Origin of the sequence: Bradyrhizobium sp. AZCC 2262, from assembly GCF_036924535.1 — a bacterium.
Taxonomy (GTDB): domain Bacteria; phylum Pseudomonadota; class Alphaproteobacteria; order Rhizobiales; family Xanthobacteraceae; genus Bradyrhizobium.
Genome location: NZ_JAZHRT010000001.1, coordinates 4,720,753 through 4,734,243, shown reverse-complemented (window position 1 = coordinate 4,734,243; position 13,491 = coordinate 4,720,753). Strand labels below are relative to the sequence as shown.

General features: G+C 63.1%; 10 protein-coding genes and 1 pseudogene. 5 read left to right on the top strand and 6 right to left on the bottom strand.

The features are described 5' to 3' along the window. Nucleotides 1-5: 5 nt before the first annotated feature. The 5 genes and pseudogenes from V1283_RS22525 to hpaH form a co-directional block, all read right to left on the bottom strand. Nucleotides 6-770, bottom strand: coding sequence for a molybdate ABC transporter substrate-binding protein (locus tag V1283_RS22525; protein ID WP_334388651.1), 765 nt, complete (start codon nucleotides 768-770; stop codon nucleotides 6-8). 30 nt (nucleotides 771-800) lie between these two features. Then, complete coding sequence (gene hpaD / locus V1283_RS22520; protein WP_334388650.1) at nucleotides 801-1,784, bottom strand: 3,4-dihydroxyphenylacetate 2,3-dioxygenase; 984 nt, start codon at nucleotides 1,782-1,784, stop codon at nucleotides 801-803. Nucleotides 1,785-1,907: 123 nt separating this feature from the next. Beyond that, nucleotides 1,908-3,443: a 5-carboxymethyl-2-hydroxymuconate semialdehyde dehydrogenase gene (hpaE, locus tag V1283_RS22515; protein ID WP_334388649.1), complete on the bottom strand. Its 1,536-nt coding sequence runs from the start codon at nucleotides 3,441-3,443 to the stop codon at nucleotides 1,908-1,910. Further along, on the bottom strand, nucleotides 3,436-3,834 hold the full coding sequence (locus V1283_RS22510; RefSeq protein ID WP_334388648.1) for a 5-carboxymethyl-2-hydroxymuconate Delta-isomerase: 399 nt from the start codon (nucleotides 3,832-3,834) through the stop codon (nucleotides 3,436-3,438). The genes hpaE and V1283_RS22510 overlap by 8 nt, the downstream gene beginning before the upstream one ends. Nucleotides 3,835-3,864: 30 nt before the next feature. Then, a pseudogene (gene hpaH / locus V1283_RS22505) lies at nucleotides 3,865-4,675 on the bottom strand (2-oxo-hept-4-ene-1,7-dioate hydratase). 142 nt (nucleotides 4,676-4,817) lie between these two features. Here hpaH and hpaR point away from each other — a divergent pair. From hpaR to V1283_RS22485, 4 genes are all read left to right on the top strand, one after another. Further along, nucleotides 4,818-5,354 carry a homoprotocatechuate degradation operon regulator HpaR gene (hpaR, locus tag V1283_RS22500; RefSeq protein ID WP_334388647.1) on the top strand — a complete coding sequence of 179 codons (537 nt, stop codon included), beginning with the start codon at nucleotides 4,818-4,820 and terminating at the stop codon, nucleotides 5,352-5,354. Between the two features lie 212 nt (nucleotides 5,355-5,566). Continuing rightward, nucleotides 5,567-6,652 carry a malate/lactate/ureidoglycolate dehydrogenase gene (locus V1283_RS22495; RefSeq protein ID WP_334388645.1) on the top strand — a complete coding sequence of 362 codons (1,086 nt, stop codon included), beginning with the start codon at nucleotides 5,567-5,569 and terminating at the stop codon, nucleotides 6,650-6,652. Nucleotides 6,653-6,704: 52 nt separating this feature from the next. Beyond that, nucleotides 6,705-7,484, top strand: coding sequence for an HpcH/HpaI aldolase family protein (locus V1283_RS22490; protein WP_334388644.1), 780 nt, complete (start codon nucleotides 6,705-6,707; stop codon nucleotides 7,482-7,484). An 84-nt stretch (nucleotides 7,485-7,568) separates the two neighbouring features. Next, a complete protein-coding gene (locus V1283_RS22485) occupies nucleotides 7,569-9,092 on the top strand; it encodes a UxaA family hydrolase (RefSeq protein WP_334388643.1) in 1,524 nt (507 codons plus the stop codon). 10 nt (nucleotides 9,093-9,102) lie between these two features. On the opposite strand, the gene V1283_RS22480 is transcribed toward V1283_RS22485, so the two are convergent. Beyond that, nucleotides 9,103-10,023, bottom strand: coding sequence for a lipase family protein (locus V1283_RS22480; protein ID WP_334388642.1), 921 nt, complete (start codon nucleotides 10,021-10,023; stop codon nucleotides 9,103-9,105). A 176-nt stretch (nucleotides 10,024-10,199) separates the two neighbouring features. Here V1283_RS22480 and V1283_RS22475 point away from each other — a divergent pair, with 176 nt between their 5' ends. Beyond that, nucleotides 10,200-13,487: a transglutaminase family protein gene (locus V1283_RS22475; protein ID WP_334388641.1), complete on the top strand. Its 3,288-nt coding sequence runs from the start codon at nucleotides 10,200-10,202 to the stop codon at nucleotides 13,485-13,487. Nucleotides 13,488-13,491: the final 4 nt, after the last annotated feature.

The following is a 13,491-nucleotide window of genomic DNA, read 5'->3' as shown; positions in this document are numbered from 1 at the left end:
TCCTGTTAGCCCGGCGTCATGCCGGCAGCCTTGATGACGGCGGTGGCTTCTTGTGTCCTGAGATAGTCGATCAATGCCTTGGCGGCGTCGGCCTCCTTGGTGTCGGCGGCGACCGCCGAGGTGAACACCAGCTCCTGCTGCAGCTCACCCGGGAATGGGCCGACGAGTTCGACGCCGGGCGCGACCAGGACATTCGTCAGGAACACACCAAGCTCGGCCTCGCCCTTGGCAACGGCCGGCGCGATCAGGGCCGGTGCCGCCTGCACCTTGGTCTTGGCCTTCATTTCTTCCGCGATGCCAAGACGCTCAAACACCTTTGTTACATAGGCGCCGGCGGCGCTTGCGGGCAGGAAGGCGATGGACGGCGCTGCGAGCAGGGCCTTCTTGAAGGCATCGGGCGTCGAAATGTCGGGCTTTGGCGCGCCCGCGCGAACGATGACGCCATAGCCGACGCGGGCAATATCGACGGTCGGCCCGGGCGCAAAGCGCGCTTTGGCCGCGATGTCCTTGAAGACGTCGACGGGAACGACGACCACGTCGAACGGCGTGCCGGAGTTTACCCGGGCGATGATGTTGGGCGTGGAATCGAAATGGATCGACAGCTTATGGCCGGACGCCTTCTCGAACGGCGCGGCAAGGGCATTCATGGACGTGGTCATCGATCCACCGGCGATAACCTTGAGTTCGGCGGCTTGAAGCGAGGAAGTGTGGGTCATGATGAACGCAGCAGACAGCAGGATTGCGACGGATTTCGGCGACGACTTGCTCATAACGTCCTCCCGGTTGTTTCCGGCCCGATGCTAATCCGCAATCGTGACGTCGGCGACAAAGGCTGGCTCGCGCACGGCCTGCCCGGTGAAGGGCGTACCCTCCTCGAACCAGGAGCGCGGCGCGGGCGCGCCCCACAGCGTCTGCCGGCGCGGGTCCTTCAGCGACCAGCGCAGCGGTTCGTGGTCGTGATCGCCCGTAAAATAGTCGCTGGTGTAGAGCTCGAGGCGATGGCCGTCGGGGTCGCGGACATAGAGAAAGAACGCGTTCGAGATGCCGTGGCGGCCCGGGCCGCGCTCGATGTTCTTCAGATAGCCGCTCGAGGCCATGACGTCGCAGAGATGCAGGATGTTCATCGCGGTCGGCGTCCAATAGGCAATATGGTGCAGGCGAGGGCCACGGCCATTGGTGATGGCGAAGTCATGGACATTGCCCTTGCGGTGCATCCAGGCCGCCGCGATCCGCCCGTTCGGCCCGTCTTCCTCGCCATATTCGGTCAGCCGGAAGCCGAGCCGGGCGTAGAAGTCGACCGTGTTCTGCACCTCGGGCGCAAAGACGTTGAAATGGTCGAGCCGCTGCGGATGGCAGCCTTTATATAGGTCGTAGCGCCTGAGCAGATGCGGGCGCTTGTCCATCGTCGCATAGAGTTCGAGCTGGAAGCCGGCCGGGTCGGTGAACTGCAGCGTGCGGCCCTGGAACGGCTGCTCGGCGAAGGCGTAGGCAATGCCGTTCTCGGAAAAGAAGCTGGCGGCCTTGTCGAGATCGCCGTCATTGCCGACCTTGAAGCCGAGCCGGCTGCAGGCCGCAACAGGGGCCTTCTTCAAGACCAGCGAGTGATGCTGATGCTCCTCGCTGCCGCGCAGGTACACCGCCTTGTCGTCGCTGTCCTCGACATGGAGGCCGACGGTGTTCTCGTAGAAGGCGCGGCTCTTGGCGAGGTCCGTCACGTCGAGCACGGCGTGGCTGCAGCGGATGATGTTGAAGGGCGGGTCGAAGATATGTGTCGGCACCGGCATGAGCGTTCCCTTGGTTGGTTCGTTATTCCGGGGCGATGCGCAGGACCGAACCCGGAATCTCGAGGTTCTCAGGTGCGCGAAGCGCACCATAGTTCGCTTCGCGCCCCGGAACGACGGTGATTGCTAGATTCCCAGCTTCTGAATCTTATGCGTCCCACGCGCGAGCGAGACGTGCTTGGTCTCCATGTAGAAGTCGAACGAGTAGTCGCCGCCGTCGCGGCCGATGCCTGACGATTTCATGCCGCCGAACGGCGTCGGCAGATGGCGGACGTTTTCGGAGTTGAGCCAGATCATGCCGGCCTCCAGCGCGTCGGCGACGCGCAGCGCGCGGCCCATGTCGCCGGTCCAGACATAGCCGGTCAGGCCGTATTGGACGCCGTTGGCGATCTCGATCGCGTCCTTCTCGTCCTTGAACGGGATCACGGTCAGGAACGGGCCGAACACTTCCTCCTGCGCCACCCGCATTTTTGAATGCGCTGACGTGACCAGCGTCGGCTGCACGTAATGCCCGCCGCCGGGGCCGTCATGCGGCTTGCCGCCGACCGCAATGGTGGCGCCGTCCTTTTTCGCCACGTCGAAATAGCTGCAGACTTTGGCGAGGTGCCGTTCATGGATCAGCGGCCCGATTTCGGTGGCGGGGTCGAGGGGGTGGCCGACCTTCAGGGCCTTCACACGCGCCGTGAGCTTCTCGATGAACTTGTCGGCAATGCCTTGCTGGACCAATAGCCGGCTCGACGAGGTGCAGCGCTCGCCGTTGAGCGAGTAGATCATGAAGACCACCGCATCCAGCGCCCGGTCGAGATCGGCGTCGTCGAACACGATCACTGGGTTCTTGCCGCCGAGCTCGAAATGCACGCGCTTCAGGGTGGGCGCGCCCTGCGCCATGATCGCGGAGCCGGTCGCGCTCTCGCCGACAAAGCCGATCGCCTTGATCGCGGGATGCTCGGTCAGCGCCTTGCCGGCCTCCTCGCCCATGCCGTGCACGGTGTTGAGCACGCCGTCGGGCAGGCCGGCCTGTTTCGCGAGCTTTGCCAGCAGGTCCGCCGTGACGGGGGACCACTCAGCCGGCTTGTGGACGACGGTGCAGCCCGCGGCCAGCGCCGGGGCAATCTTCCAGGTCGACAGCATAAAGGGCGTGTTCCACGGCGTGATCACGCCGACCGGGCCGATCGGCACCCGGGTCGAGATGTTCCAGTGCTCCTCGCTGGGCGTGTTGAGGCCGTCTCTTGCCTCCGCGCATTTGTCGGCAAAGAAGCGGAAATTCTCGGCGGCCCGGATCGCGGCCTTGGCCATGAATCGATGCGCCTGGCCGGTGTCGACGCATTCCAGCACGGCGATGTCGTCGGCGTTGTCCTCGATCGCGTCGGCGACACGATGCAGCAATTTCTTCCGCGCCGCCGCCGGCATGTCGCGCCAGGATTTGAACGCCGTCGCCGCTGCGGTTGCGGCGCGGTCGATGTCCTCGGCATGACCGCGGGCGACGGATGCCAACACTTCGCCGTCCACCGGGGACTTGGTTTCAAAGGTCTGGCCGGAGATCGACGGTACGGTCTTGCCGTCGATCATGTGGCCGATGCCTTCGGCTTTCAGTTTGGCGAGCAGGGGAGCTGCGCGGTCGCGGTTGGCCTGAAAGACGTCCTTCGGTGTCGCCTTATCCATGGGTAGCCTCCACCTTCAGAGCTTCGTGGATGTTGTTGCGTTTCCAGCTGGTTTCCTTGTCGTTGATCTGCATGTCGAACGACAGCGCGAACTTTTGGTTCGCAAATACCGGATCGAGATAGGCCGACAAGGCCTTGAATATATGTTCGCCCGCCTTCTTCCGGGTGGCGAGGTCGCGGCCTTCGCCGAGCCGCAGCACCATGTCGAGAAAGCTGTAGTTCTGGCGGCCGTCGGCGATCGCATAGTGCTCGCATCTGACGGCGCGGACACGAATACCTCCGAGCGGGAAGATGCCGGTCTCGACCGCGGCTTTCCGAACCAGCTCGACGACCGCGCCCATGTCGACGCGTCCATCGAGATTGCCTGAATATTCAATCGTGAAGTGCGGCATGTTGCGATGACTCCCGTCTTCCCTAACGCATCAGGCGAAATAGCAGCTCACGGAACCGTAAGGTCCGTAGTCGGCCTGGATCGTGTCGCCCTTGCGGGTTTCGATCGGGCGGATGAACGATCCCGCCAGCACCACTTGTCCGGCTTCCAGTGCCAGCCCGTTCGGCGCGATCTTGTTGGCAAGCCAGGCCACTGACGTCGCCGGATGGTTGAGAACGCCGGCTGCAAGCCCGGTCTCCTCGAGCTGGCTGTTGCGGAAACACAGCGCGCCGATCCAGCGCAGGTCGGCGTCCATCGGCCGGATCGGGCGGCCGCCGAGGACGATACCGGCATTGGCGGCATTGTCAGCGATGGTGTCGAAGATCTTGCGGGTTGCCTTGGTTTGCGGATCGACTCGCTCGACCCGGGTATCCAGAATCTCCCTCCAGCGCGGGCACCACAAAATCGGTGGCGTTGAGCACGTCGAACATCGTGCAATCAGGCCCCGAAAGCCGCGACTTCATCACGAAGGCGAGCTCGGCCTCGATGCGGGTCGCGATGAAACGGTCCGACGGCACCAGCCCGCCATCGGCAAAAAACATGTCGTCGAGCAGGATGCCGGAGTCGGGCTCGTCGATGTTGAGCGCGCTCTGCATCGCCTTCGAGGTCAGGCCGATCTTGTGGCCTTTGACGACACGCCCCCCTGCTACTTTCATCTCGACCCAGGCTTTCTGAATGGCGTAGGCATCTTCAATCGTTATGCCGGGGTGTTCGAGCGAAAGCTGCCGGATCTGCGTGCGGGTCTTTTCGGCTTGATCGAGCCGTTCGGCGGCGCTTCGGATGTCGTCTCTGGAAAGGGCCATGGGCGTCCGGCATGCATAAAAAGCGGGTGCTGAAATTTGTTTAACATGTTAAGTTATCCGGCGCAAACTGATTTGGTGCTTGTTGCGCCGCAAAACTTTATCCTTTGCGCAATCGACGATTCCTGATGGCGGACCACTGAAGATGGCAGGCAAGAAATCGCCGAACGGATCGCGTTCGGACCAGGAGGAAACGACTGAGGCCCGCCGCGCACCGATGCGTGAATTCTCCCGGTCGCTGCCGATGTCGCTGCTGCGCGCCCGTGAAGCGGTCATGCGCCAGTTCCGTCCCTCCTTGCGCAATCATGGGCTGACCGAGCAGCAGTGGCGGATCCTGCGCGCGCTGACGGCCGTGGACACCATCGAGGTGACAGAGCTGGCGCGCGTCGCCTTTTTGCTGGGGCCGAGCCTGTCGCGAATCCTGCGTGACCTCGAAGCGCGCGACCTGATCGAGCGGCGGATCGCCAAGGCCGATCTGCGCCGCGGCGAGGTGTCGATCTCGTCCAAGGGGTTGAAGCTGATCGAGGCGGTCGCGCCGACATCGGAAGCGATCTATGCCGAGATCACCAGTCGCTATGGTGCGCGCAAGCTAGCCGAGTTGCAGGACATGCTGGGCGAACTCGAACGCGGCCTTGCCGCGATGGAAGTGGCCGGTGATGGCGACGCCGAGCCCGACGAGTAAGCACAAATTTGCATGATGCTACCGGCCCGATGCATAGCGGGCGGGCAAATGATTGCAATCATTTGGCTAATGCGACTGAGGCGGTAGACACGCGCGCGATTTTTCGCTCAAAGTGCCCGTCAAGCCGGTCATCAAAACCGGTGTGGGAGTTCTCGGGATTCGCCGCTGATATGCAAGGCTTCCCCGATGCAAGGACAGGCTGAAATCCGGATATGGTCACCATACAAGTCAACAATCTGATCGATTTCGTCGCTGAGGTTTTTTCCCATTCGGAATCCACGCCCGAGGAAGCCCGGCGCATCGCGACCTATCTGACGACCGCCAATCTTACCGGCCATGACAGCCACGGCGTGATCCGGGTTCCGGTCTATATCCGCTGGAAGAAGACGGGCAACGTCGTTCCCAACCAGACCCCCGAGATTGTCGTCGATACACCGTCGCTCGCCGTGGTCGATGGCAAGTTCGGCTATGGCCAGACCGTGACGCCATTCGCGGTGCGGACCGGCATCGAGAAGTGCAAGAAGGCAGGGCTTGCTGCAATCGCGCTACGCAATGCCGGGCACGTCGGCCGTGTCGGCGACTGGGCCGAGATGGCCGCTGCCGAAGGGCTGGTGTCGGTCCACTTCGTCAACGCCGCGGGCTCGCTATTGGTGGCGCCGTTCGGCGGCGTGCAGAAGCGGCTCTCGACCGCGCCCTATTGCGTCGGCATTCCGCGCCAGGGGCAGGATCCGATTGTGCTCGATTTTGCCACCTCGATCGTCGCCGAAGGCAAGGTGCTGGTGGCGAGCCGTGGCGGCAAGAAGCTGCCGACCGGCGCGTTGGTCGATGCCGACGGCACGCTGAGCGAGGAGCCGTCCGTGCTCTACGGTCCCTACACGCCGGACGGGCCGCGCGACCATACCAAGGGGACGGGGGCGATCCGCGCGTTCGGCGAGCACAAGGGCTCGGGGCTTGCCTTCATCTGCGAGCTGCTCGGCGGCGCGCTGACCGGCACCGGCGCCACCTCGGGCGGCCGCCAGTTCGCCAACGGCATGCTCGCCTTCTATGTCGATCCCAAGGTGATCGACACCAGCAACTATTTCGACGACGAAATCTCGCGCTACACCGACTTCATCCGGGAGACCAAGCCGATCACCGGCGTCGAGAGCGTGCTGGTCCCCGGAGACCCCGAACGCAAGATGCGCGCCGAGCGCACCAAAAACGGCGTACCACTGCCCGACGACACCTGGGCTGCGATCGTCAACACCGCCCGCGAGGTCGGCGTCAGCGAGGCCAGCATCCAGCGCGCCGCCAGCTAATCAAACTCCGTAAACTCCAACAATCGTAACGATCACAAAGGGAAAGCGATCAATGGCAACCAACAACGTCAAGAAAGTATGGGCCTCCGGTAAGGCCGTAGTGAACGCGTGGCTCGCGATTCCGTCCGGCTTCTCGGCCGAAGTGATCGCACAATGCGGCTTCGACAGCGTCACCGTCGACATGCAGCACGGCGTGCAGGATTACCTCTCGATGGTGCAATGCTTTCAGGCGATGAACGGCCACCCGGTCACCCCCATGGTCCGCGTGCCCTGGAACGAGCCCGGCATCATCGGCAAGGTGCTCGACGGCGGCGCCTATGGCGTGATCTGCCCGATGATCAACACCCCGCAGGAAGCGAAGGATCTGGTTCAGTTCGCCAAGTATCCGCCGAAGGGCACACGCTCCAACGGCCCGATCCGCGCCGGTCTGTACGGTACCGCTGGTTCCTATCAGAAGACCGCGAATGACGAGATCGTGCTGCTGCCGATGATGGAGACCAAGACCGCGGTCGAGAACATGGAAGCGATTCTCGACGTCGAGGGCATCGACGGCGTCTATATCGGCCCGTCCGATCTCGGCTTCTCCTACGGCCTGGTGCCGAAGCTCGACCGCGACGAGCCGGAGATCCTCAAGATCTACGAGAAAATCATCAAGGAATGCGGCAAGCGCGGCCTCAATCCCGGCATCCACTGCTCCGGCGCCGAGGGCGCGGTCCGCGCCATCAACATGGGCTTCAAGCTAGTGACGCTGTCGAACGAAGTCGGGCTGATGTCGACCTACGCCAGGATGCAGGTTAACCAGACCCGGAAGGATTCGGCCGGCAAGGCGTAAGAAGCGATACGCGAATAGGGAGTGGCGAGTAGGGGATCGTTCAATCCGCCACTCGCCGCTCGCCAACCCTGAGGAGGTACCCAAATGACCCCGGCACCGGTGATCCGCCTGCACCCTGACGACGGCGTGCTGATCGCGCGCTCAAGCCTGCCGCCCGGCATGGTGGTGGCCGATGGGGTCACGACAGCCGAGCGGATTCCGGCGGGGCACAAGGTAGCGATCAAGCCGATTGCCGTAGGCGAACCGGTACGCCGCTACGGCCAGATCATCGGCTTTGCCACCGCGCCGATTGCGCCGGGCCAGCATGTTCACACGCAAAACTGCGGCATGGGCGATTTCGCCAAGGACTATGCCTATGGCGTCGACGTCAAGCCGGTGCCCAACTTCGATCTGCCCGCGACCTTCGACGGTATCCGCCGTGCCGACGGCCGGGTGGCGACGCGCAACTATATCGGCATCCTCACTTCGGTGAATTGCAGCGCCCATGTCGCCGGCATCGTCGCCGACATGTTCAAGAAGAATCCATTTACCGGCGATAATCCGCTGGCCGATTTTCCGAATGTCGACGGCGTGGTGGCGCTGACCCACAAGACCGGCTGCGGCATGACGCAGGACGAGCCGCTGGCGCTCTTGCGGCGAACGCTCGGCGGCTACGCGCGGCATGTGAATTTCTCTGCCGTGATCGTGCTGGGTCTCGGCTGCGAGGTCAACCAGATCGGCGGCCTGATGCAGGAGCAGAAGCTCGCCGGCCGCCTGCGCGCGATGGACATCCAGGAAGTCGGCGGCACCCGCAAGACGGTGGAAGCCGGCATCGCCTTCGTGAAGGAGGCGCTGACGGACGCCAATAAAGTGAAGCGCGAACCGGTGCCGGCCAGCGAATTGACGGTGGCGCTGCAGTGCGGCGGCTCCGATGGTTACTCCGGCGTGTCCGCGAACCCGGCGCTCGGCGCGGCGAGCGATCTCCTGGTTGCCCACGGCGGCACCGTGATCCTCTCCGAAACGCCGGAGACCTATGGCGCCGAGCACCTTCTGACGCGCCGCGCGGTTAGCCGCGAAGTCGGCGAAAAGCTCGTCGGCCTGATGCGCTGGTGGGAGGAGTACACCAAACGCGAAGGCGCCGAGATGAACGCCAACCCGAGCCCCGGCAACAAGGCCGGCGGCCTCACCACGATTCTTGAGAAGTCATTGGGCGCAATGGCCAAGGCCGGCAGCACCAATCTGGTCGACGTGCTCAATTACGCCGAACCCATCACCAAGAAGGGTTTTGTCTTCATGGACACGCCCGGCTACGATCCGGTCGCGGCGACCGGGCAGGTGGCCGGCGGCGCCAACATGGTCTGCTTCACGACGGGACGCGGCAGCGTATTCGGCTGCAAGCCCGCGCCCTCGATCAAGCTTGCCACCAACACGCTGATGTACAAGCGCATGGAAGACGACATGGACGTCAATTGCGGCACCATCCTCGACGGCGAGGAAACCGTGCAGCAATGCGGCCAGCGTATCTTCGAGCTGATGCTGAAAACGGCATCGGGCCAGCCGACCAAGAGCGAGAACTTTGACTTCGGCGGCGCGGAATTCGCGCCGTGGGTGCTTGGGGCTACGATGTGAGTGGCGCTATCTAAAGCGTTATCGACAACGCGTGGAAATAGCTCGCCGGGACATGGTCGCTCACCAGATCCGGGATCGCCTCGATTTCGTCGAAGGTGCGAGGATCTATCTTCTCCAGTTCTTGAATGTCGGGCAGGCCGAAATCGAAATCCGGAAATGCCCTCAAGACGGTCAGGATGGGGTGGGGATCGTTGCCGGCGTTCGACGGCGATGGGCTTCCTTGGAAGGTCAAGCCGTGCGGACAATGCAGTATTCGTCCGACGTGGCGGAAGTCGCCCAAGAGGCTCGGCGGGACGGTCGGGACGATATCGTGACCACGGACAAGCCGGAACGTGCGGTCGCCGAGTTTCGGCGTGTATCTGTCGAAGAAGTCCTGACCGCCGGCTCGCGGTCCGCCGAACGTGTAAACGGCGGTCGCTTGGACATCTGCCTCCAGCGCGCGCAACGCTGCGATATTTGCCAGCGCGCCGCCCATGCTGTGCCCGGTAAAGAAGAGTGTTTGTTCGTCGGCGCTGCGGTTTGCGATAACAGATTGGATGTCATGCATGACGGAGTCGACAGCCTCGGCGAATCCCTCGTGAAGAACATTGGGCACAAGCGCGAGCTTGAAATCCGCGAACCAATCCCCGATCTTCAGAGGATCGGTACCGGCAAACATGACAAAGGTCGCGCCGTGCCCGGCAGCGACGATGAAACTGGCCTTTCGCTGCAGCAAGCCTGTGATGGGGCCATTGCTGCCGAGCAGACGCTTCTTCAACTGGAATTTCGCCAGGACGTCGTCAACGTTGCGTTCAATGTCGGTCTCGTAAGCCAGCTGTGACAACCACATCATGGCTCGCGCGTTTCCGGGAGTGAATTGCTGGGTGGCCGTGAAACCATTCAGCGCGTCGTCGCGATAGATCTCCGGCTTGAGGCTGACCAGAACGCTCATGACGATACTCCCTGCACCGGCAGTACACGCAGGGGAAATCAATCACGGGTTGAAGGGATGAGCAAGGTAAAACGCGGTTTTCCGCCTGTCGTCTGGGCAACCGCTGCCCGTTGTTAGTGCTTGATCCGACCCGGAACCGGTGTTCTGCTTAAAAAAGCCGCTGGAGTCTCCGGTCCGTGTCGATCTACGTCGCACTGCATCACGTCACGCACTACAAATACGACCGACCGATCGATCTCGGCCCGCAAACCGTTCGCCTGCGCCCGGCGCCGCATACGCGCACGCCGATCCTGAGCTATTCGCTCAAGGTCACGCCGACAAATCATTTCGTGAACTGGCAGCAGGATCCACAAGGCAACTGGCTGGCGCGATTCGTGTTTCCGGAGAAGGCGTCTGAGCTGAAGATCGAAGTCGACTTCACCGCGCAGATGACGGTCGTCAATCCCTTCGACTTCTTTGTCGAGGGTTACGCCACCGCTTTTCCGTTTCAATACACCAACGATCTGAAGACCGAGCTTGCGCCGTATCTCGCCACGTCAGAGCAGGGGCCGCTGTTTGCGGCGTACTTGAAAGAGATTCCGCGCGAGGCCGACAGCACCGTCAATTTCCTGGTCGAACTCAACGCGCAGCTGCAGAAAAAGATCAGCTATGTCATCCGGATGGAGCCGGGCATTCAGACGCCGGAAGAGACGCTGGCTTCTGGCTCCGGGTCGTGCCGCGACTCGGCATGGCTGTTGATCCATATCTTCCGCCACCTCGGCCTCGCGGCGCGCTTTGTGTCCGGCTATCTCATGCAATTGCGGCCCGATATCGATCCGATCGAAGGCCCGCGCGAGGTCGAAAGCGATTTTACCGACCTGCACGCCTGGGCCGAAGTCTATCTGCCCGGCGCCGGCTGGATCGGGTTCGACGTCACCTCCGGCATGCTGACGGGCGAGGGCCACATCCCCGTCGCCGCCACGCCGCATTATCGCTCGGCGGCGCCGATCTCGGGCACCGCCGGCTTTGCCAATGTCGAATTCGGTTTCGAGATGAGCGTCAAGCGCATCCGCGAGGCGCCACGGATCACGCGGCCGTTTTCAGATGAATCCTGGGCGCGTCTCGATGCGCTCGGTGAACAGGTCGATGCCGATCTCAAAGCGGATGACGTGCGGCTGACCATGGGCGGCGAGCCGACCTTCGTCTCCATCGACGATCTGGAATCGCCGGAATGGAATATCGCCGCCGTCGGCCCGACCAAGCAGGCACTGGCCGACGATCTGATCCGCAAGCTGCACGCGCGCTTTGCGCCGGGTGGATTGCTGCATTACGGGCAGGGCAAGTGGTATCCGGGCGAAAGCCTGCCGCGCTGGGCCTTCGGCCTGTATTGGCGCAAGGACGGCGTGCCGATCTGGAAGAATGCCGATCTGATCGCTGGTATCGACGACCCGCGCAAGGCCGGTATCGCGGACGCTCAAAAGCTGACGGAAGGCATCGCAAGGCGGCTTGGTCTTGCTGCCGAATACGTAATGCCGGCTTATGAGGACCCCGTGCATTGGCTGCAGAAGGAAACCGCGCTGCCCGTCAACGTTGATCCCGGCGACTCCAAGCTCGCCGATCCGGAAGAGCGCTCGCGCATGGCGCGGGTGTTCGATGAAGGGCTGAACAAGCCCAAGGGGTTCGTGTTGCCGGTCCAGTACGCGGGCGTCGATGCCAAGGGATCGATGAAGGGCTGGATGAGCGAGCGATGGCAGCTTCGGCGCAGTCACCTGTTCCTGATACCCGGCGATTCCCCGCTCGGGCTGCGGCTGCCGATGGCATCGCTGCCGCATGTCCCGCCGGAAGAATACCCGTATGTCGTCGAGCAGGATCCGATGGAGCCGCGGCTCGAACTCGCGGCCGAAGACAAGGACGCTGTAGCAGCCGGCGTGCCGGCGAAGCCGGCGCAGAAGCCCAAACCAAAACCGAAGCCGGTTCGCACGGCGACCTCAGTTGAGGTTCGTGACGATGTCTTGTGCGCGTTCATGCCGCCGGTGGAGAAGCTGGAGGATTATCTCGAACTGATCGCGGCGGTGGAGGCGACCGCCGAGGAGATGCAGATCCCGGTCCATGTCGAGGGCTATGGGCCGCCCTACGATCCACGTGTCGAAGTCATCAAGGTGACGCCCGATCCCGGCGTCATCGAAATCAACGTTCAGCCGGCGCAAAACTGGCGCGAGGCGGTCGACATCACCTTTGGCTTGTATGAAGACGCCGCCAAAGTCCGGCTCGGCGCCAACCGTTTTCTGGTCGACGGCCGCCACACCGGCACCGGCGGCGGCAATCATGTCGTGGTCGGTGGCGGCACGCCGCAGGATTCGCCGTTCCTGCGCCGCCCCGATCTGCTGAAGAGCCTCGTTCTGTACTGGCAGCGGCATCCGTCGTTGTCCTACCTGTTCTCCGGCATGTTCATCGGCCCGACCAGCCAGGCTCCGCGCATCGACGAGGCGCGGCACGACGGGCTCTATGAACTGGAAATCGCGCTCTCGCATGTGCCGCCGCCTGGTGTCGAGGCCCCGCTATGGCTGGTCGACCGCCTGTTCCGGCATATCCTGGTCGACATAACCGGCAATACCCATCGCGCCGAAATCTGCATCGACAAGCTCTATTCGCCCGACGGCCCGACCGGCCGCCTCGGGCTGGTCGAATTCCGGGCGCTCGAAATGCCGCCCGATCCCAGGATGTCGCTGGCGCAGCAATTGCTGATCCGCGCGCTGATCGCAAAGCTCTGGCTCGAACCGCAGCAGGGCAAGTTCGTGCGCTGGGGCACGGCGCTGCACGATCGCTTCATGCTGCCGCATTTCCTCTGGGAGGATTTTCTCGGCGTGCTCGATGAGCTCAAGCAGTCCGGCTACGAATTCTCGCCGGAATGGTATTCGGCACAGCTCGAGTTTCGTTTTCCGGTGTTCGGCCGCGTCCATCATGGCGGCGTCGCGCTCGAATTGCGGCAGGCGCTGGAGCCCTGGCATGTGCTTGGCGAGGAGGGATCTGCAGGCGGCACCGTGCGCTATGTCGATAGTTCGGTGGAGCGCCTGCAGGTCAAGGCGACCGGCTTCGTCGAAGGCCGTCACGTCGTCACCTGCAATGGCAGGCGGATGCCGATGACGCCGACCGGCCGCTCCGGCGAGGCGGTCGCCGCGGTCCGCTTCAAGGCGTGGCAGCCGGCTTCGGGATTGCACCCGACCATCCCGGTCCACGCTCCCCTTACATTTGACTTGATTGATACCTGGAACGGTCGCTCGCTCGGCGGCTGCGTCTACCACGTCGCCCATCCCGGCGGGCGCAGCTACGATACCAAGCCGGTCAATTCCTATGAGGCGGAAGCCCGCCGGCTGGCCCGGTTTCAGGACCACGGCCATACCCCGGGCAGGATCGAGCCGCCGCCCGAGGAACGCACAATTGAATTCCCTTTGACGCTCGACTTGAGGACGCCGCTCCTGATCTAATCGG